The sequence below is a fragment of the Kaistella antarctica genome (genome assembly GCF_900109615.1).
Taxonomy (GTDB): Bacteria; Bacteroidota; Bacteroidia; order Flavobacteriales; family Weeksellaceae; genus Kaistella; species Kaistella antarctica.
This window is the reverse complement of record NZ_FOIX01000003.1, coordinates 213,942-235,330: the sequence shown is the minus strand read 5'-3', so window position 1 is coordinate 235,330 and position 21,389 is coordinate 213,942. Positions and strand designations below refer to the sequence as shown.

Genomic DNA, 21,389 nt, shown 5'->3' with positions numbered 1-21,389 from the left:
ATGGAAAGAAGAGTTGTCATCACAGGTTTAGGAGTCGTTGCACCCAATGGTGTTGGTTTGGAGAACTTTCGTTCTGCTTTGAAGGAAGGTCGCTCTGGAATTCAGTTTGATCAGCAATTAGCCGACTTGCAATTTTCCTGTCAGGTTTCTGGAACTCCACCAATTGATAAAGAAAATTTAAACGAATATTTCACCGATTTAGAATTACGGAATTTTAATTCCACTGGAATTATGTACGGCGTAATTGCTGGTTTAGATGCCTGGAAAGATGCTGGATTAGAGCCTTCACAAGACGAAAATCCAGATTGGGACAGCGGAACCATTTTCGGTGCCGGGACATCGGGAATTGAAAAATTCCGCGAAAGCATTTATAAAATCGATGCGCTTCAGACCCGAAGATTAGGAAGCACCGCCGTTTCGCAAACCATGAACAGCGGAATATCTGCATATCTCGGTGGGAAATTAGGTTTAGGAAATCAAGTGACCACCAATTCTTCTGCTTGTACCACAGGAACCGAAAGTATTTTAATGGCGTTTGATCGTATAAAATCTGGAAAAGCAAAACGTATTTTAGCCGGAAGTACTAGTGATTCCGGTCCGTATATTTGGGCAGGTTTTGACGCGATTAAAGTTTGTAATTATAAATCGAATGACGATCCAGAAAAAGCCTCTCGACCGATGAGTGCTTCTGCAGCGGGATTTGTTCCTGGAAGTGGCGCTGGTGCTTTAGTGATTGAAGATTTGGAATCTGCTTTGGCAAGAAATGCAAAAATTTATTGTGAGATTTTAGGTGGAAATCTCAATTCTGGAGGTCAACGCGGCGGTGGAAGTATGACGGCTCCAAACTCTGTGGCCGTTCAGAAATGTGTGAAAGATGCTATTAATGATTCCGGAATTGAGGCCAAAGACATCGATTATATCAGTGGACATTTAACTGCAACTTCAAAAGATGCTACCGAAATTCAAAATTTATCAACTGCTTTAAATCGTTCCAGAAAAGATTTTCCTTATATCAATTCATTAAAAGCGTTAACTGGTCATTGTCTTTCTGCGGCGGCAAGTGTGGAATGTGTGGCGACGGTTTTGCAACTGTCTGGGAATTTCATAGCTCCCAATATTAACTGCAAAGATTTAAATCCAGAAATTTCCGCAATCATTGATGCTGAATGTATTCCACACCATTTAATCAAAAAGGAAATTAATATTGCTGCAAAAGTAAGTTTTGGTTTTGGCGATGTGAACGGATGTATTATCTTTAAAAAATATTCTTAATAAATTTCAATATAAAACATGGACAAGGACGAAGCTATTCAAAAATTAAAAGAAATTGTAAAACCTTACGTTAAAGAGGCGAACCTTTTAGATAACATCAATGAAGACACCGATTTCATCAATGATTTAAATATCAATTCTGCTAATTTGGTCGATGTCGTTTTAGATGTGGAAGAAGTTTTTGATATTGAAATTGATGCGGATTCTATGGAGAAAATGCGCGACGTAAAATCTGCTTTGGCCGTAATTGAAGAGAAATTAGCTCTAAAGTAATTTGTAAAATTCCTTTTTATCTGTTTTTTGCGCAGCTCTTTATTTATTAATTTTAAGATTAAAATATAACGGTAAATTAATGCTAATTTTAGTTTAATTAAAAGTTATCCACATTTCCACAAGGAACAAATAAACTTGTATAAGCAATAACTTTTCTTTATTTTCGTTGATTAAATGTGGAAAGCATTATCGGAATTCTTACTCTGATTAATCTTCCTAAAACTCTCCGAAAATAAGGATTAAATGAATTCAAAAAAAATATTAATTGCTACGGCAATTTTCTATTTCGGCTTATCCGAGGCGCAACAATCTCAATACTTTAGCGACCGCGAAAACTACCGGTTCAACCTCGCAGAAAACCTTTACCAAAATAAAATTTACAACGCTTCTCAATTTGAATATGCAAGACAGTATTTCTATAATGAAACGCTATCAAATTCAAAAAAAGAAGCAGCACAGTTTTTCGATAATGTGATCGGCGTTATTTTGCGCAAGAATCATGCGGAACAAGGCCTCGATGCATTCATCAAAGAATATCCTAACTCGGCGTATTTTGCTCAGGCTAACTTACCGTTGGCTGATTTTTATCTGTCTCAAAAAGATTTTGATAAAGCCTTGGTGACTTTACAAAGCGTTAATCAATATCAGCTTTCAAAGGAAGAAAACACGCAGTATATCATGAAACTTGGTTATGCCAAATTCATGACGGGTGATTCTCAAGGCGCGATCGAAGCTTTAGATGAAGCTTATAAATCTGCAGAAGGTTCCGACAAAAATGATATCGGTTATATGTTGGGACATTTGTATTACGCTGATGGACAAAACGATAAAGCCTTTAATTATTTTGATGAAATTAAAGATAACGAGAAATATGCACGCGTTGTAAAACCGTATTATGTTCAGTTATACTTCAATGATAAAGACTATGACAAGGCAATCGTAAAAGGAAATTCATTGTTGAATGAAAATATTTCTACCGATTATAAAGCGGAAGTTCACAAGATGATTGGCGAAAGTTATTTCATGAAGGGCGATTACGATTCTGCCTATCCACACTTGAAAATATATTTGGACAGTAAAGCCAATCCGTCAGAAAGTGATTTGTATGAAATGGGATTTGTTTCGGCACATTTAAAAAAATATGACGAAGCGGTTTCTTACTATAATCAGTTATTAAACAGTAATTCAGCAACGTCTCAAAATGCTTATTATCAATTAGGTAACGCTTATTTGGAAGTTGGAAAGAAGCAGGAAGCGCTTTCTGCGTTTCGGTCTGCTTATCAAATGACTTATGATGCGAAAGTTCAGCAACTTGCTCATTTACAATACGCTAAACTAAGTTATGAATTAGGAAATCCGTTTGAATCGGCTTCAAATGTTATTCAAAATTATATTTCAAAATATCCTAATAGCCCGGATACGAAGGAAATGAAATCACTTTTGGTGAAATCTTATTTATATTCAGGAGATTATAAAGGAACGTTAGCGGCGATTGATAAAATGCCGAATTCTACACCTGAAACTGATAAAGTTGATCAGGAAGTTTCTTATTTAATTGGAACGGAAGAATTTAACAAAGGAAATTTAGATGCTGCTGAAAAGTACTTTCTGCGAAGTTTAGAATTCAATATTAATAAAGAATTTAATTCAAGAGCGTTGTATTGGTTGGCACAAACCTATTATTTAAAGTCGAATTACCCTTCTGCGATTGTGCGTTTCGAGAAATTACAATCTGAAAATTTCCCGGAAAAGCAACAGTTGAATTATGATTTAGGATACGCGTATTTTAAATCGAAGAAATTTGACAAAGCAAAACAATACTTTTTAGCCTATTTAAAAGATCCTAAACCAGAATTTAAAAATGATGCAGAACTTCGTTTGGCAGATACTTATTACGCCAATAATGAACTGAATGAAGCAATTGCAATTTACGATAAATCGGATAGTGCTGATGATTACACCATGTTCCAGAAAGCAATGGCTTTAGGTTTTAAAGGAGATACGGTAGCGAAGATTTCAGAATTGAAAAAGTTATTGACGCAATATAAAAATTCAGAGTATTTTGATGATGCTCAATACGAGATTGGAACTGCTTATGCGGCAAACGATGATTATAAAAACTCTAATGATTATTTCGGTCAAGTTATTAAAACAAGCAATGACAAAGATTTAGTCGCAAATGCCCAGATTTATCGCGCTCAGAATTACATCGATCAAAATGAAGATGCAAAAGCTTTAACTGAATTAAAGTCTCTTGGAAATCAATATAAAAACACCGCTTTTGCAAGTAAAATCGTTCTAGCAGCTAAACCTATTTTCATTAAAAAAGGAGATGTTTCGGGTTACGAAAATTTTGCCCAAAGTTTAGGCGTACGAATCGACGCTTCTGAAATTGATGAAATTAACGTGAATCGCGCGAAAACTTTCTACGCCAGTAAAGATTACAAAAATGCCATTCCACTTTATGAGAAATATTTAACACAGAATCCAACGGGTGATGGCTTGTATCAAGCGCAATATGAATTGGGTGAAAGTTACTTCCAAACTCAGAATTTGACGAAAGCGTTATTGGTTTTACAGGAAGTTGCGCAGGTTCAGAACGATTATCAGGAAGATGCACAAACGAGAATTACGCAGATTTATTTGGCACAAAATAACTCCAACGAAGCGAAAAAATATTTGATCTCCCTTTCAAATTCAACAAACATCAACGTAAAGAACTTCGCTAATGTAGAATTAATGAAGATTTACGCTGACGAAAAAGATTTCAGAAAAGCAGAAACGTTGGCAGATTTGGTGATTCAAAATCCAAAAAATTCAGCTTCAGTTAATGAATTGGCAAGAGTGATTAAAGCCAGAAGTTTAATGAACAATGGAAAAGAAACGGAAGCAAAAACTGCTTACACAGCTTTAGAAAAATCATCAAATACGGAAGTGGCCGCCGAAGCTTTGTATGCAAAAGCCTTTTATCAGAATAAAGGTAAAGCCTTTAAATCATCCAATGAAACGATTTTTAAACTGGCCAACAATTATGCTTCCGAAGAATATTGGGGCGCAAAATCTTTGGTCTTAATGGTTAGAAATTATATCGGCTTGAAAGATAATTACCAGGCGAGTTATACCGCTGACCAGATTATCGCCAACTATGGTGATTTCCCAGAAATTGTTTCAGAAGCAAAGGATTTAAAAAAGCAGATTAAGAAATAGATTTTTAAATAGCCTACTTCGAATTTTAATAATTAGTAAAGAATGCCAGCAATTGGCAAAACTCATCAACATGAATAAGAGAATTCAACATATATTTTTAATCGGTCTGCTATTTTCCTCGACCGCAGTTTTTTCACAAATCAAAGATGAAACATTGATTCTGGATCGTAAACGCGAACCAGAAGTGAAGAAAATCGAGAAGAAAAAAACCTCGATCGAAGCAGAAAAAAATTATCCGCCCGAAGAAAAGTCTGCAAATCCGCCAGCTTACAACATCACGAATGTTCCTGCTTCGTCAGATTTCAAAACCTCTTTAATTCAAGGAGAAGATATTTCGCCCAAGTTTGAAGCAGAAAATCAGAACAACTATTTCCAGTTGGGAATGGGAAATTACGGGAAAATTCTAGCTGATGGATTAATCTCAACCACTTTAGAAAACGATATGGAAGTTGGTGCAGATGTCCATTTCTTGTCAACTAATGGTTTGAAAAAAGTATATGACTGGAATTCAAAACAAAGTTCTGCTAACGTTGGTGCATTTTTAAACTCTTATGGAGAATTAGGAAAGTTCAGTGTTAATGCTGATTACGGTTTAAACGATTATAATTATTACGGGATTTATGCCTTAACGCCAGCATCTTCAAATGTAGATTTACGGCAAAAGACTAATCGTTTTAAAGTCAATGGATACTACGATTTCTACTCCAATGAAATATTGAATGATGTTCGACTTAAATCTTCTTTCTTGAGTGACCATTTTGGTGCAAAGGAAAGTCAGGCTGAAGTTTTGGTAAACCTTTCAAAACATGGTGTAGAATTTCCAAGTTTTGATGATGTTCGTTTTAATGCTGATTTCGGAATAAAACTAGAAACGGTAAAATCGGATTTCGATTTGCTCGAGAAAAATTCTTCCCAATTTTTAAATGCGACTTTAGCACCGAAAATGACTTTCTTTAAAGGAGACTCTTACTTAATGATCGGGTCAGACTTTTCATTTTTAAATGCTAAGAACTCCAATGTACTTTTAGGTGACCAAGTGAAAAATAATAAAACGTACTGGTTTCCAAAAGCTGAAGTACAGTTTGCAGCTGCCGATGAATTCAAATTCTACGGCGGAATTACGGGAGGTTTACATTTGAATTCTTACGCTGATTTGCTGGAGCAGAATCCATATTTGGTTTCAGATCAGGAATTACGTGCGACCGAAACGAAATATAAATTCTACTTTGGATTGCGTGGTGATATTGATCAGCAAATTAAATATGATTTCAGTGCAGGTTTTGGAAAGATGAATGACATCCTTTTCTTTAAGGCCAACGATTTATTTAATTACGATGTTGATTATAACCGTCCAGCATATGATTTTGCCAATACTTTTTCTTCCGTTTACGACAATGGAACGGTGAGTGAAGCCAAAGCGAGTATTCAGTATTTCCCTTTAGCGAATCTATCTTTGGATGCGGAAGTTAATTTTGAAAAATATAATTTGGATAACAATGACAACATCTACTACAAACCTTTAATTAAAGCGAGTTTAGGTGGTAAATATTCGATGTTGGATAAAAAATTGAACTTGGGTGCGAAAGCAATTTTTGGATCCGATCAAACCACCAATTCATTTGAGTTGAATAATGATGGCATCAATCCGAACAGTTATATCTCAACCCAGAACATAAATAACAAAGTTGGTGGATTTGCTGATTTAAATTTGTCTGCAGAGTACAAAGTTCACAAAAATTTCAGTATTTTCGCACTCGGAAACAACTTACTCAATACCCAGTATCAAACTTACAAAGGTTATAAAGTTTTGGGAGCACAGATTGTGGGAGGAGTGAAGATTTCTTTTTAGATATAAGCAATGAGTAATAACTAATGAGTAATCTAAGATTGCTTACTACTTATCATCCATTACTCATCTAGAAAATGGCTGCGTAGTTCAACTGGATAGAATATCAGATTTCGGCTCTGATGGTTGCAGGTTCGAACCCTGCCGCGGTCACAAAGAAAGGATAAAATTAATTTTTTATCCTTTTTTTATTTGAGAATAATTGATTATAATATTTCGCTAGTTTCAAACAGAACAATAAAAAACGGCAAACCTTATTAAAGATTTGCCGTTTTTGCCTGTAATTAAATCTCAGAATTGATTTAATTTTCTATATAATTGATGTGTTTCTATTTAATCCGAAATTAGTTGTTGGTCACAGCAAGCTGAACTTCAATATTATTTCGGGTTGCGTTGGAATAAGGACAAACTTGATGCGCCTGGTATACTAATGACTGAGCTTCTTCTAAAGTAACGCCAGGAACATTTACGTCTAATTCAACAGCCAGACCGAAACCGCCGTTTTCAATTTGACCGATGCTCACTTTTGCTTGGACTGTAGTTTCGCCAGTTGACATCTTTGCTCTTTTGATAACCAAATTCAAAGCGCTGTCGAAACAAGCTGAATAACCTGCTGCAAAAAGCATTTCTGGGTTTGCAAAGTCATCGCTTCCTCCACCTAAAGCTTTTGGAGTTCTCACATCCAATTCAAGAATTCCGTTTTCACTTTTAACGTGTCCGTCTCTTCCACCTTTTGCTGTTACGCTTGTAGTATATAATGTTTTCATTTTTTGTTTTCTATAATGTTTAAAATTTTGTCGACCGTAGCTTTGAGTCCCAGAAGATCATCTTCTGAAAGACTCAGTTTTTCTGCCATTTTACCTGGAATTGAGCAAGCTAATTTCTGCAAATCTCTTCCCACTTCAGTTAAAAAGACTTCCACTACGCGTTCATCTTCTTTTTTTCTTTTTCTTTCTAAGTAGGATTTTAACTCTAACCTTTTTAGTAAAGGAGTCAAAGTTCCACTGTCCAGAAATAATTTTTCACCAATTTGATTAACGGTCAATCCTTCATTTTCCCAAAGCACCATCATCACCAAATACTGCGGATACGTAATATCCAGCTCTTCTAAAAAAGGCCGATACATTCCCGTAACTTCTTTTGAAATTACATACAGGGGAAAACATATTTGGTTTTCTAATTTTGGGGTATCTTGATTTTCCATTATTTAAAATCAAATCATTAATTGAAATAATTATTTACTGATAATAAATTCCTCCATCGGAATTCTTACTTTTTTCATGTGAGACAAATAATCTTTTTCAAGATCTCTGTAGCCAAGATATAATAAGGTTACACTTTTCAAACCCAATTCTTTCAAGCCTAACATCTCATCTACAACATCGTTGCTAAAACCTTCAGCTGGTGTACTGTCAATTTTCAATTCAGCAGCTTGAGCCATGGCTAAACCTAATGCAATATATGTTTGACGAGCGGTGTGTGCGAAATGTTCTTCTGCAGTCTGACCGTTGTACAACGTTTTAATTTGATCGGTATAACTTCCGAATCTTCCTCTTGGCAACTCTCTTACGTCGGTATGATGATCGTAAACTTTGTCAATTTTCTCATCTGAATAACTATCCCAAGCGGCAAAAACCAAAACTTGCGAACAGTCTTTCATCACTTCTGGATTCAAAGCTCCTTTAACCATCTTCTCCTTTAACGCCTGATCTTCGACTACAATAACTCTGAAAGGTTGTAATCCTGAAGAAGTCGGTGCTAATCGTGCTACTTCTAAAATTTTATTTAAATCTTCTTGTGAAACTTTTTTAGAAGAATCATAAGCCTTTACAGCATGTCTCCAGTTTAAATTTTCTATTAATGACATTTCTTTTTATTTTGAACTGCAAAGATAGTAAATAATTATATTGTGCGCAATTAAATTTTGCATTATTTATTTTATTGAGTTTTAGAGAACATTTTTATTAAAATTGATTCTACTTTTAGAATATATTTTTTAAATTTGTGTACACACAAATGACTGATATGAAAAGATTTACCTTTTTTCTGCTTGCCCTATGCGGTATTCAGATATTTCCCCAAATTACGATCACAAAGGATTTTACCTTTGGAAACAATAGCATCTTCGAGACGAGTTTTGACCCAAATCAAACAATACTTAGCAACAATACGATTATCCTGCCCGATCATTCTATTTTGCAAATTGTAAGTGTTATAAATAACGACTACATTTTAAAACTTAGTCCGAGCGGTAATTTGGACCCTGGCTTTGGAAACAATGGCAGACTTGCTTTAGGTGTTAACAATTTCGTCAATGCTGTTGTACAAGGTGATAAAATCATTGTCTATTTCGGACCAAAGTCTTTGGATCACAGCAATTATTTGGATTCAAAAATTGTAAGATTACACAGTAACGGAAGCTTAGATATAACCTTTGGGAACAATGGAGTTTTGAATGAAATTACTGAGAGTACGCATCCGCAAGCATTGAGTGTTTTGGTTTTACAAGATCTTAGTTTAGTAGTCACCAACTCTGCCGAAACGTATCCCAAAAAATTTACGATGAATGGAGAATTAGATACCAGTTTTGGTAATAATGGTGAAATCAATTACAGCTATCACTTTCCAATCGGGCAGTTTTCAAATGGAAAAATTGCAACCTGCAACGTGAATTCTCTCTCTTCCTCTTTGTTTTCATTTTTTGATCTGAACTCACTCTCCTCAAATACTGTTTTAGATTTAAATAACTATTCCTGCCACCAAAACAATGGTTTTCCTATTCAGAATAAAACCAACAATTCTACCAGGATAACTTCAGATGGAATGGCCTATTCTGTATTTGAGTATCAAAACTACCCGCTTCCAGATTTTAGCAGATTGATTGTAATGAGAGATGGACAATTAGATTCCAGCTTTAATGGTGCTGGTTTTATAACTTCACAAAATGATGAGCAGTTTTTAGATGCCAGTTCTGCAAATAGTTTATTTTTGACGTTAAATCAAAAAGCGAATCAGCAATCATTGACCGCCTACTCTGCTTCGGGAGTATCTTTGAAAATCAACAACCAAAGTGAGTTCTCACTTTCGTCTGGAAATGAAATTGAAATGAAAGACAATTATATTCTGGTGAATTCAATAGTTCCCGATGCTAATCAAAACCTGGTGAAAATGAAAATTGAAAAATTTATCATGGTTGATGAAAGACTTTCTGTCGCAAACAATTCCCTTAAAAATATAACAGTTGAGAATCCGGTAAAAGATTTTTTAAGAATCAGCAACGCTGAAAACGCCGACCGTTTTGAAATTTATGATATGCAGGGTAGAATGATTTTAGCCTGTAAAACGCCGGAAAACATGAACACCGCAAACCTTACTAAAGGTCTTTATCTCCTTAAAATTTATTTTAAAAGCGGGGAACATTTTTCCCAAAAAATAATTAAAAATTGATAGCTTGTATTTTGCTCCACAAAAAAACCGTCTGAACATTCAGACGGTTTTAATATTTTAGAGGAAAAATTTTTAGCTCATTTTCTTAGCATCAGCTACGAATTGCGCTAAACCTTTATCTGTTAAAGGGTGATTCAATAAATTAAGAATAGAATCTAAAGGCGACGTAATGACGTCAGCACCGATTTTCGCACAATTGATAATGTGCATCGGCGAGCGGATTGACGCTGCAAGAATTTCTGTTTCAAACATGTAGTTATCAAAAATAATTCTGATTTCTTCAATCAGATTCATTCCGTCAACTGAAATATCATCTAATCTTCCTAAGAACGGAGATACATAATTTGCTCCCGCTTTCGCAGCCAATAAAGCTTGACCAGCAGAGAAAATCAAAGTACAGTTGGTTTTAATTCCTTTGTTAGAAAAATATTTAAGGGCTTTTATACCGTCTTTGATCATCGGAATTTTTACCACAATGTTCGGGTGAATCGCAGCTAATTCGTCGCCTTCCTTAATCATTTCCTCGTAAGTAGTGCTTAGAACTTCGGCAGAAATATCACCGTCAGCAATTTCGCAAATGGTTTTGTAATGGTTTAAAATTGCTTCTTTTCCACTGATTCCTTCTTTGGCCATTAACGATGGATTGGTGGTAACTCCATCCAAAATTCCTAAATCCTGTGCTTCTCTAATTTGATCCAGATTAGCCGTGTCGATAAAAAATTTCATATTACTTTTTGTTTTAGCAAAGATAAGATTTTCGGCTTCAACTAAAAAGTTTTCTAAAAGACAAAAAGTGAATACTGATATAATTCAATTATCAAATTCTCAGAGATAGAAATCGATTCTAGTTTCTATTCTTCAACAAAATCCAACCTTGTCGCTGCTCCGTAATTTGCCTTACGGCGTCAAACCAGGAAACCACATACCAATATGTAGAAGTTGGCAAGGCTTGACCATTGTGCTTCCCATCCCACTCACTTTTACTGGGATTAGTTGACTCGAAAACCTTGGTCCCAGTACGATCCACAATCACAATAGACACCTGTTCCATTTTATCTAAATTTTCAATTTTCCAAACATCATTTTTCCCATCACCATTGGGCGTGAAAGCATTATTGATTTTGATAAAATAAACGGTTTTAGGCGGACCAAAGCAGCCGTTTTCAGATTCAACTTTAATAATATATTTCGGCTCTGTAGGATTCTGCAAAATAGGAGAACGTTGCCTGATTTTGTTAAAATGATACCAATATTCTTTGTCACCACCTTCTGCAATGACTTCTATGGAATTATTAGTCTGATTAATTTTCACGATTTTAGGTTGATTACTATCAGATGGTGTAAAAATATATTCTGTGATACAACCATTTGCATTGGTAGCTTTTATTTTATAAACCTGTCCAAATAATACGTCTTTATATTGAACCGAAATTGAATTCCCACTTCCTAGTAAAATTCCTTTCGGATCCAGCCATTCTATTGAGCTGAAATCTGCAAGATTATCAATCTTCAATATTAAGTCATCATTATAACAAAGGTCTACTTTTCCTGAAAATTCAATTGGTGTTGAATTGTTAATTTTGAAACTTATCGAAGATTGATTTTCACAAAACAAGTCACTGAAAACTTTTACAGTAATGGTTTTACCATCAGTAATTTCATATTCAAAATTATCACTTGAAATAGTACTTGTATAAATTAAATTGGATCCATCAAAATAACTAAATGTTGCACCAGTCTGGTTCGTAGTAAATTTATCCTTGAAAGAATTGGAAGCTAGATTTACCTTTATCTTTCCGTCAGAATTTTCATCAAGATCATCACATAAGATTTCGAGCGGTGGACTCAAAAGGACAAATTTATTTGAGATTATTTCGTAATCAAGTTTCAGTGGAGGAGAACAAGTTCCATTCTGTATTTCTATGTAAGGAATACCTCTGGAAATATCGTAATTCATAATGTCTGGACCCAAAATCTCAGCGCGATTCCTATCAAAATATTTAACGGTTGGAATTTGACCGAATGTATTACTTTCGATAATATCAAAAACGTCTCTTATTTCTAAATTGACCAGTGAGCTGCCGCAAGCCCTTCTTCTTAACTTTGACTGATAACCAGCTATTGTTGCGGGACTTACGTTTACTCGCAAGACAATATATTCAGATGGAGAAAAACAGGAAGGATCAGCTCTATTAATTAATTTAGCATAGATGAAATAGTCGCCTGTTTTAGCAGTCCAGAAATATCCACTTAAATTTAAATTGGGATTCGTAATTGGCGATGACTCTACAGGACGAATTTCACTATCATCCGATTTATTGTAAAATTTAATATCATATAAATTGAGAGGGTCTAAAAGTGTTTTAATATAATTAAAATCAAACCTGTTGGAATTTGTATAGGAACCTTGACACCTTTGCTGCATAGGAACTGGCGGAACATCAATAGTTGACCCGAGATTAAAAGTAACACTGGTATTTGTTGAACACGCAGGTGAAGGAAGCACAGATGTTTTTACATTTACCACTCTAGTGACATTCACAGCAGTACCATCTTCCACTGGACTTCCATCGCTATATGTAAAGGTGTAATTATATGCAGCATCAGGAAATCTAGCTTCAAAATTATTTTTGAGATCAAAGCTTGTTGTAGAAAAACAAACAGGAATAGTAAGTGTACTTGGAATTGACACAAAGTTTATTTTTACAACAATATCTGTTTCGCAATAGGGAGGTGGTTGCGATTTTAATTTTCTTCGTATCGTTATTGAAACAATCTTATTTTTAGGTACTTCATAATTCGCCGGGTTAGTAACTAAACCATTACTATCAAAAAAATCAACATCATATTCTTCAAAAGAAGACGGTGCGGAATATTGTGGATAAAATTCGGTGTAAAGATTAACAAATTTAGAACTGGCTGGGCTGGCTGTATTGTCACAGACAACTAATTGATTTTTTATTCTAGGAGGAAAGAACTCTTTAATTTCGATTTTGTTACTGCCGGTGCAGCTTGTACCGTCTGGCTTGATAGGAACTGCGTAATATCTATCAGGAGTAGATAAAGAATTTAAAATCCATTGTGTCACTGGAAATAATGATAATGATGAAGGGTCTCCCTCACGATACCATTTATAAGTTAAGCCTGGATCAGGTGAAAGGATATTAAGAATTATATTACAACCTCGTATACTTTTTTCGATGACAGGAGTACGAACTTTTCTAAAAATAATTTGACCTGAAACAACTCCGCCATCTTGGTTACCATCATCATCCAGATAGGTTACTTCTAATTTTAAAATATCGCCATCAGAAGGAACAAAATCGTTTAAACTATCAGAATTAGTTCCAACCGGCACACCATTATTTGTCCATGTAAAAACGGGTGTTAGATTTTGATTGGGTGTAAATAAGGTTGCAGTTCCTTCACTTTTCCAAGGACCATTGTTATAATTATATACGGTATTCGGATGTTCAGGAACCTTAAATCTTGATGCATCATCATTTTGAATTCCGAGAATTGCATTATAAGTAATTTCACTTTTATTATTCACGTATATTACTACTTTACCATCTTCTAATAGTAAAACATAACTGTAATATCCTGCGCTCGAAATACCGCCTGTACCATTCGTTCTAATTTGATTTTGAAATGAAATCATCAGTCCATTAGTATCTATGATCTCAGGTCCCGTTTCTGACTTTATTGGAACAACAACATTTTTGTATAAATAAACAACGGAACCATTGGCAGATTTAGGAACCAAGTCGGTATAACCAAAAAATATTTGAGCTAGATTTAATTCTTGTGCTGGATTGGCCTTGAAAACTTTATTGTAATCCGTTGATGGTAAATTACTGTATGTATTATAACCAGCAACTCCGCTAAAAGTACGATCAGTATAAACAGTATTATTTTTTAGATTTTCTAAATCTACGTCACTCGTGAAAACCAGTCGACCATTACTTCCCATGACCACTTTCGTATATGTTTTGCCATAGAAACTAAAACTAAATCCAATCGGAACTGATTCACTGAATTTGTCTGCACCTGAGGAAGGAAAGTTAATTGGAATCGACCCCGCTGAAAGATCAAAATCACTCGCATAAACTCTGGTCATCTTATAATCTCCCGTTGAACTTGCAACCGCATCAACTTTTAAATTAAATTTTTCTCCATTGCAAAAATATTGTTCGTTTGGATATACCACATCGTCCGCCGGATTATATAACTGAACCGCCTGTCCAAATCCAAGCATGGATAAACAAAAAAACAATAAAAAATAAAACTTCTTCATCAAATCAAATTTTGTCAAAAATACGTTATTTATTAAAACATCATTTTAACCTATTTTAGTATAAAACTGATGAAAAATAATCCTTTTTAAAATTTTCTGCTACATTTGTGCAAACTTACCATTAATGATTAACCAACTATTTCGAAGAAAACAATATAAAGCAAGTAATCACTCCTCTGGACTAGTACGCGTTTTAGGGGTCTGGGACATTGTCTTCTTTGGTATCGCCGCCATTATCGGGGCCGGAAGTTTCAGCTCTTTGGGTGAAGCGGTCTTCCGTGGCGGACCTGGTGTCATCATTTTGTATATCATTTGTGGTTTTGCCTGTGGCTTTACCGCTTTATGTTATGCAGAATTTGCAAGTCGTATTCCGACCGCGGGATCCGCTTACACGTACGCTTACGCAAGTTTTGGCGAATTGATCGCTTGGATTATTGGATGGGCTTTAATCATGGAATATTCATTTGGAAATATTTACGTCGCGTTTTCCTGGTCAGATTATTTTTCAAGTTTCATGGGCAGAATCGGCGTTTTTATTCCGGAATATTTAACGACCAGTTATCCAGAAGCAAAGAAAGCTTTCGAAGCTGGCTCTGGAAATCTAGGCTTGGTCAATGCCTGGAAAAACGCACCCCTTGTTGGCAATTTAAAAATTATACTTGATGTTCCTGCTTTGGTCATTAATGGACTTATAACCTGGCTGGTTTATCGTGGAGTTCGAGATAGCAAAAACTTTAATAATGTTTTAGTTATAATGAAATTGGCAGTTATTGTTTTGATTATTCTAGTTGGAGTCGCCTATGTAAATGTTGACAACTGGATGCCTACAAACCCAGCAACCCAAGTTGCTTCCTTCATGCCAAATGGTTTTACTGGCGTGATGACCGCAGTTTCTGGCGTTTTCTTTGCCTACATCGGCTTCGATGCGTTGAGCGTCTTATCTGAAGAAACCAAAGATCCCCAGAAAAATCTACCGCGTGGAATGATTATCTCGCTCGTTTTATGTACCGTAATTTATATTATTTTGACTCTAGTTTTGACTGGAATGGTTGATTATAGAAAATTTGAAGGCGTCGGTGATCCACTCGCTTTCATCTTTGAAAAATCAAACGCCAATCTTCCCTGGATGGAATTAACGGTTTCGTTTGTCGCGATTATTGCGATTACCACTGTGTTATTGGTCTTCCAAATGGGACAGCCGAGAATCTGGTACGCCATGAGTCGCGATGGATTAATGCCGAAAAAATTCATGACCATTCATCCAAAATACAACACGCCGTCGTATGCTACGATTGTAACTGGAATCGTGGTCGGCGTGCCCATCTTGTTTACGGACAAATCGTTTATCTTAGATTTTACAAGCATCGGAACCATCTTCGCCTTCGTGTTGGTTTGTGGCGGAGTTTTACTATTGCCAGCCAAAGAAAAATTACCAGGACGATTTCACATGCCTTATTATAATTCCAAAATTATATTTCCCATTTTATTTTTAGGAGGATTGACCTTCTTCTATTTTTGGCAACCTTCCTTTTTCCAGAACTTAATGGATTGGAGTGATCCTGTAGAAGGTGAATTTAGAATTTCAATGTTCTTTTATATCATCCTCAACTTGGGACTTTGTATTTTAGCTTTTATTAAAAACTTATCGCTGATTCCATTAATGGGTTTAAGTTCTTGTCTCTATCTTTTAACTGGAATGACGCACGACAATTGGTTCTGGTTCGGAATTTGGTTCGGAATTGGCTTGGTCATCTATTTTTCATATGGATATCGAAACAGCCAGATTCATAAGGAAATGAACGGTGATTTAAATTAAGGAAGAATGCAAAACAGAATCAAATCATTTAGCGAATTTTATCAATTTTACTTGTCAGAACATTCCAAGCAATGGACCAGAATTTTCCATTTTGTCGGAACATTTTTAGTGTTTGCTGTTATTTTCTATGTTGTAAAATCAGGCAAAGAAAGATTCTTCTGGTATCTCCCCATTTTTGGTTACGGTTTCGCATGGTTCAGCCACGCCGCGTTCGAAAAGAATCGACCGTCAACATTTAAATATCCGTTATGGAGTCTTATTTCCGACTTTAGAATGTTCTTTGAATTATTGATCGGAAAGCAAAAATTTAAGTCGTAATTCTTAATAAACCGCTTTAAAATAAAGTCATAAAAAAATCCGTCTCGCATTAAACGAGACGGATTTCTATTGAGTTTTAAATTTACTTTTCGTAAATCTGTTTGTAATATTCGTCGGCCATACGGTCAGAATTAAAGGCGTGTTGCACATCATCCATAGCATTATGCTGCACTTTTCTCCATTCATCCGGACGGTCGTAATACATTGGAATAATTTCGTTTTCTAAGATTTCATACAACTTATTAAGGTCATAATTATCTTGGTCATAAACGCTCATATTCTCATAGTCTGCTTTTGGAACCGTGAAAGAGTTAATACCGTGTTTCGTAAACTCAGGAATCCAACCATCGTCGGTTGATAAGTTAACAGAACCATTCATCGCCGCACTCATACCAGATGTTCCAGACGCTTCTCTTGGAACTCTTGGATTGTTTAACCAAAGATCTGATCCTTGCTTCATCGACTTACTCAAAGCCAATTCGTATCCAGTAAGCACTGCTACGTTTTTGTAATTTTTGCTCGCCTCGACCAAACCATTAAAAGTAGAAATCGCTGCGTAATCCATTGGATAGGGTTTTCCTGCCCAAATAATCTGCACCGGATATTTCGGATTATTCAATAATCTTTCAAATCTTTCTTTATCGCTTAGCAATAAATCGGCTCTTTTATAACCAGCAAATCTTCTAGCCCAAACAATGGTGAAAACATTCGGATCATATAAATTTCCGGTCTGATCAGCTACAATTTTGAAAAATCTTTTCTTTAAATGTTTCTTTCTGAAATCGAACAAAGTCGCATCGTCTTCGTCTTTTGACTGGTACAAAGGTTTATCGGCCCAGTATTTAAATTCCTGTGCATTGGTAATTGCTTTAATCTCGCAGATTTTAGAATATTTACTCCACATCTGATTCGAAACAACCCCATGAAGTTGAGAAACTCCATTAGCAACTCTTGCCATACGCAAAGCACAAAGGGAATGATTAAAACGATCATCTTCCACGCCTTCAATTGATTTCACCTCATCAATCGATAAGCCTGAAAAGTAAGACATATCGTGACACATGGAAATATTATGTTTTTCATTTCCAGCTTCTTCTGGAGTGTGCGTCGTAAAGACTAATTTCTCTTTCACTTTCGCTAAATCACCACCGAATTTTTTCAACAAATAAAATGCTGCTGGCAATCCGTGCGCTTCATTCAAGTGATACACATCGCGTTCGATATTCATCATATCTAAAAGTTTCGCGCCTCCTTTTCCTAGTAAAACATATTGAGCAAGTTTCGTTGATTCATTGGCATCGTACAAACGGTGCGTAATGGTTTTCGAAATATGGTCGTTTTCGGCTACGTCAGTCGATAGTAAAAACATCGGTGCAGTATGGAAAGTTTCGGGAGCTAAGTAATAGACCTTTACCCAAACTGGCGCAGAGTGAATTTCTATCTGAAATTTAATGCCTGTATCTTCCAAGAAAGAATACATTTTACGCGTCCAAGTTGGCTGTAACGTTTGATCGTGATTTCTGGCTTGGTCATAATAACCGAATTTCCAAAGAATTCCTATACCGACAAGGTCTTGTTTTAAATTATAAGCACTTCTCATGTGCGAACCCGCTAAAAATCCTAACCCACCAGAATAAATCTTAAGGGCTTGATCAATTGCAAATTCCATCGAAAAGTAAGCTACTTTTTTGGAGTAATCTGGGTTGATGCTATATGGCATCGTAAAGTTTTTAAAGTCCATTCTATTTTTTTAAAAGTCAACTGCAAATGTATTGATTTTAAGCTTTGTAGAAAATTTATACGCTTTAATATATCAAAAGACTGTCTTATCTCATTAGGTTTAAAATAATTCTGCGCTTATTTATGTTATTTCCTATTTTATATTGACTTCTCACTTTTTAAATAATTGATACAAACGTTTTTGTTAAAAGTAAAAATCCAATATTTAATGTTCCTGCATATTTTTGTAAATTTGATTGTCTCTTTTTTATTTAAAAATTTCAAAATGAAAGATTTATTCATTAACCGATTTCAATACTATAAAGAGTTGGGCGAAAAAACTTTCAATCAAGTTTCCGACGATCAGTTATTTTGGAAATACAATGAAGAAAGCAATTCCATCGCAATTTTAATGCAACATCTTTCCGGAAACATGGTTTCCCGCTGGACTAATTTTTTAACAGAAGATGGCGAAAAGCGTTGGCGAAACCGAGATTCAGAATTTAAGAATAGAATCTATTCCAAGATCGAAATGCTGGAAATCTGGGCTAAGGGTTGGCAAGTCTTATTTAAAGCTTTAAATCAAATAGAAGAAGAAACCTGGACCGAAACCACAATAATTCGTGGAGAAAAACACACCGTCTTGGATGCGGTTCTAAGACAACTTGCGCACTATTCTTATCATGTAGGTCAAATCGTATTTATCGGAAAGATGGTCAAAGATGACGAGTGGAAAACATTATTCATAGAGAAGAACGATTCCGAAAATTTTAAAATTGAAGTATTGAAAAATCAAAATCAGTTTGAAATTCAGGAAAATTCTTCGCCAGTTTGTTACGCAAAAAGCGATGAAGTTCGCGACGATTATAAAATTTAAGATTTCTGACATAAGTCACTTCTGACATAAGTCACCACCGTTTTTTAAAACATACTGTTCGATGTTCCTAATTTTATCTCATTAAATTTTAGAACATGAAAACAAGTGGACCTCAGAATCTCGACCAGGTTTTATCGGATTTAAAAACGAAACAAAATCTAAGTTTCGAAGATGTTTGTGACCTGCTTTTTACTTTTCAGTTCAAAGATTTCGAAGAACTTTTTCAAATCTCTACCGTAGAAATTCCTGAGGGAACTTTTGTACGAATTCCCGTTTATCATGACGAATTCGTGGCCGCACTTAAAATTTGGGGCGTCAATACCTACTCCGCAATACGCGATCACAGTAATTACGACGCAAAAATTAAAGTTTTGAAAGGAAGCTTAACTGAAGTAACGTATCGCGAAAATTCAAACTTTATTGAGTACGATTCCAAAGCCACGGCCAGAACGGGAGATTTATTAATGGATGAACAGATTGATATCAATTCCATCATTAACAATTCGGACGAAATCTCAATCAGCATTCACGTTTACAGAACACCAAAATTGCAATTGGACGGCGTTCGGATTTTTGACACTGAAAACCGTAGAATCGCTTACTTATCTAGCGAAGCAACAGCTTGTTCCTGGAACTTACCGGAAAATAATTATCAGAAAATAATACAGATATAGAATTAGCTTATTTCATTTTTAAATTGAATTGTTTGGAAAAAATCGCATCGCAGTGCGGTTTTTTTCATTTCTAAAGAATCAATTCGGCTAGAAAAAAAATAATCTTAAATTTGCACCAGTCAATTATGGAAAATTTACAATTAAAAACCGCCGCTTTTCATACTCTTGGTTGCAAACTTAACTTTGCAGAAACCTCCACCATTGCCCGCCAGCTTACTGGCGCTGGTTATGAGAAGGTCAGTTTTGATGAGCCCGCAAATGTTTATATCATCAACACCTGTTCGGTTACGGAAAATGCGGACCGTGAATGTAAGTTTCATGTAAAGCGTGCAATGAAAGCCAATCCAGAAGGCTTAGTCGTTATTCTAGGTTGTTACGCCCAATTAAAACCAGAAGAAATTTCGAAAATTACCGGCGTGGATTTAGTCTTAGGTGCAAAAGAAAAATTCAATATTTTGAGTTATCTCGATGATTTACAGAAATCTGAAAGTCAGGGAATTATTCATTCCTGTGAAATTGATGAAGCCGATTTCTTTATCGGAAGTTATTCCATTGGCGATCGAACCCGCGCTTTTCTGAAAGTTCAAGATGGCTGCGATTATAAATGTACCTACTGTACAATTCCTTTAGCAAGAGGAATCTCTCGTTCTGACACCATAGAAAGCGTCGTAAAGAATGCGACAGAAATTGCCGCAAAAGGAATTAAAGAAATTGTACTTACTGGTGTAAATATCGGAGATTATGGCAAAGGTGAATTCGGAAATAAAAAACACGAACATACTTTTCTGGATCTTATTTCTGAATTAGATCAAGTGGAAGGTATTGAAAGAATTCGGATTTCTTCGATTGAACCGAATTTGTTGAAAAATGAAAGTATTGATTTAGTAGCGAAAAGCAAGCGATTTGTGCCGCATTTCCATATCCCCTTACAAAGTGGAAGCGATGATTTATTAAAAATCATGAAGCGACGATATATGAGTGGTTTGTACGCTGATCGTGTCGCAAAAATCCGGGAAGTGATGCCTGATTCCTGCATTGGTGTTGATGTTATTGTTGGATTTCCTGGCGAAACAGAAGAGAAGTTTTTAGAAACCTATAACTTTCTGAATGAGCTGCCGATTTCTTATCTGCATGTTTTCACTTATTCTGAACGAGAAAATACCGAAGCCGTAGATATGGAAGGTATCATTCCAATTCCTGAAAGAAAAAGACGAAATAAAATGTTGCGGATTCTGTCGGAAAAAAAGAAAATGGCTTTTTATCAAACGCAAATAGGCAAAACGCTACCGGCACTTTGGGAACACGAAAACAAAAATGAAATGATGTATGGATTCACAGAGAATTATGTTCGCGTTAAAAAACCATTCGACATCAACTCCGTCAATCAAATTGAATTCCTGGAACTTAAAAAAATAGAAAGCGACGGGACCGTTTCAGTCCTCGCCGCTTTCGAAAATTTCTTAACTAAAGTGTAATTAGTTGGTTACTGGTTGAGCCTCACCCGTTGGTAAACTTTGAAATAATTCCGGGAAAAACATCAGCAGGATAAAATAAGAAATAATGGCGATAACAACAGCAGCAATTCCAATGATGACAACGGGTCCAGGTTTATTTTTCTTAGAGGTTTCCATAATTTTAAGATT

General features: G+C 35.5%; 17 protein-coding genes and 1 tRNA gene. 11 read left to right on the top strand and 7 right to left on the bottom strand.

What is annotated here, in order from left to right:
- The 5 genes from BMX49_RS09630 to BMX49_RS09610 all read left to right on the top strand — a co-directional run bounded on the left by BMX49_RS09630 (position 1) and on the right by BMX49_RS09610 (position 6,751).
- Positions 1–1,272 (top strand): beta-ketoacyl-[acyl-carrier-protein] synthase family protein, encoded by a 1,272-nt coding sequence (locus tag BMX49_RS09630; protein ID WP_034720265.1) that lies wholly within the window; start codon positions 1–3, stop codon positions 1,270–1,272.
- An 18-nt stretch (positions 1,273–1,290) separates the two neighbouring features.
- Entirely contained in the window at positions 1,291–1,545 is a 255-nt protein-coding gene (locus BMX49_RS09625; protein ID WP_034720264.1) for an acyl carrier protein, read from the top strand.
- A 243-nt stretch (positions 1,546–1,788) separates the two neighbouring features.
- Entirely contained in the window at positions 1,789–4,752 is a 2,964-nt protein-coding gene (locus tag BMX49_RS09620; protein WP_034720263.1) for a tetratricopeptide repeat protein, read from the top strand.
- Positions 4,753–4,822: 70 nt separating this feature from the next.
- Positions 4,823–6,601 (top strand): TonB-dependent receptor, encoded by a 1,779-nt coding sequence (locus tag BMX49_RS09615; RefSeq protein ID WP_034720261.1) that lies wholly within the window; start codon positions 4,823–4,825, stop codon positions 6,599–6,601.
- Between the two features lie 76 nt (positions 6,602–6,677).
- Positions 6,678–6,751, top strand: a tRNA-Arg gene (locus BMX49_RS09610).
- Positions 6,752–6,942: 191 nt separating this feature from the next.
- On the opposite strand, the gene BMX49_RS09605 is transcribed toward BMX49_RS09610, so the two are convergent.
- From BMX49_RS09605 to BMX49_RS09595, 3 genes are read right to left on the bottom strand one after another with little or no spacing between them, the layout of a single operon-like run.
- The gene (locus tag BMX49_RS09605) at positions 6,943–7,365 is read right to left on the bottom strand and encodes an organic hydroperoxide resistance protein (RefSeq protein WP_034720260.1); all 423 of its coding nucleotides are present in this window, start codon (positions 7,363–7,365) and stop codon (positions 6,943–6,945) included.
- Complete coding sequence (locus BMX49_RS09600) at positions 7,362–7,802, bottom strand: MarR family winged helix-turn-helix transcriptional regulator (RefSeq protein ID WP_034720258.1); 441 nt, start codon at positions 7,800–7,802, stop codon at positions 7,362–7,364. The genes BMX49_RS09605 and BMX49_RS09600 overlap by 4 nt, the downstream gene beginning before the upstream one ends.
- A 30-nt stretch (positions 7,803–7,832) precedes the next feature.
- Positions 7,833–8,465, bottom strand: coding sequence for an NAD(P)H-dependent oxidoreductase (locus BMX49_RS09595; RefSeq protein ID WP_034720254.1), 633 nt, complete (start codon positions 8,463–8,465; stop codon positions 7,833–7,835).
- A 158-nt stretch (positions 8,466–8,623) separates the two neighbouring features.
- On the opposite strand from BMX49_RS09595, the gene BMX49_RS09590 reads away from it, so the two are divergent.
- Positions 8,624–10,045, top strand: a complete 1,422-nt coding sequence (locus BMX49_RS09590) for a T9SS type A sorting domain-containing protein (RefSeq protein ID WP_170166236.1) — start codon at positions 8,624–8,626, stop codon at positions 10,043–10,045.
- 72 nt (positions 10,046–10,117) lie between these two features.
- On the opposite strand, the gene fsa is transcribed toward BMX49_RS09590, so the two are convergent.
- Complete coding sequence (gene fsa, locus BMX49_RS09585; RefSeq protein ID WP_034720250.1) at positions 10,118–10,771, bottom strand: fructose-6-phosphate aldolase; 654 nt, start codon at positions 10,769–10,771, stop codon at positions 10,118–10,120.
- Positions 10,772–10,889: 118 nt separating this feature from the next.
- Complete coding sequence (locus BMX49_RS09580) at positions 10,890–14,342, bottom strand: T9SS type B sorting domain-containing protein (protein ID WP_081864374.1); 3,453 nt, start codon at positions 14,340–14,342, stop codon at positions 10,890–10,892.
- A 127-nt stretch (positions 14,343–14,469) separates the two neighbouring features.
- On the opposite strand from BMX49_RS09580, the gene BMX49_RS09575 reads away from it, so the two are divergent.
- Together BMX49_RS09575 and BMX49_RS09570 are read left to right on the top strand one after the other, a co-directional pair.
- A complete protein-coding gene (locus BMX49_RS09575; RefSeq protein WP_034721460.1) occupies positions 14,470–16,158 on the top strand; it encodes an APC family permease in 1,689 nt (562 codons plus the stop codon).
- Between the two features lie 6 nt (positions 16,159–16,164).
- A complete protein-coding gene (locus BMX49_RS09570) occupies positions 16,165–16,476 on the top strand; it encodes an Mpo1-like protein (RefSeq protein WP_034720247.1) in 312 nt (103 codons plus the stop codon).
- An 82-nt stretch (positions 16,477–16,558) separates the two neighbouring features.
- Here BMX49_RS09570 and glgP read toward each other — a convergent pair whose 3' ends face one another.
- Positions 16,559–18,217, bottom strand: coding sequence for an alpha-glucan family phosphorylase (glgP, locus tag BMX49_RS09565; RefSeq protein ID WP_034720245.1), 1,659 nt, complete (start codon positions 18,215–18,217; stop codon positions 16,559–16,561).
- 264 nt (positions 18,218–18,481) lie between these two features.
- Here glgP and BMX49_RS09560 point away from each other — a divergent pair, with 264 nt between their 5' ends.
- The 3 genes from BMX49_RS09560 (at position 18,482) to mtaB (ending at position 21,221) form a co-directional block, all read left to right on the top strand.
- On the top strand, positions 18,482–19,072 hold the full coding sequence (locus BMX49_RS09560) for a DUF1572 family protein (RefSeq protein ID WP_034721459.1): 591 nt from the start codon (positions 18,482–18,484) through the stop codon (positions 19,070–19,072).
- Between the two features lie 95 nt (positions 19,073–19,167).
- Positions 19,168–19,746, top strand: a complete 579-nt coding sequence (locus BMX49_RS09555) for a cysteine dioxygenase (RefSeq protein WP_034720243.1) — start codon at positions 19,168–19,170, stop codon at positions 19,744–19,746.
- A 125-nt stretch (positions 19,747–19,871) separates the two neighbouring features.
- Positions 19,872–21,221 (top strand): tRNA (N(6)-L-threonylcarbamoyladenosine(37)-C(2))-methylthiotransferase MtaB, encoded by a 1,350-nt coding sequence (mtaB, locus tag BMX49_RS09550; RefSeq protein ID WP_034720240.1) that lies wholly within the window; start codon positions 19,872–19,874, stop codon positions 21,219–21,221.
- On the opposite strand, the gene BMX49_RS14725 is transcribed toward mtaB, so the two are convergent.
- Positions 21,222–21,377 (bottom strand): hypothetical protein, encoded by a 156-nt coding sequence (locus BMX49_RS14725; protein ID WP_156030690.1) that lies wholly within the window; start codon positions 21,375–21,377, stop codon positions 21,222–21,224.
- Positions 21,378–21,389: the final 12 nt, after the last annotated feature.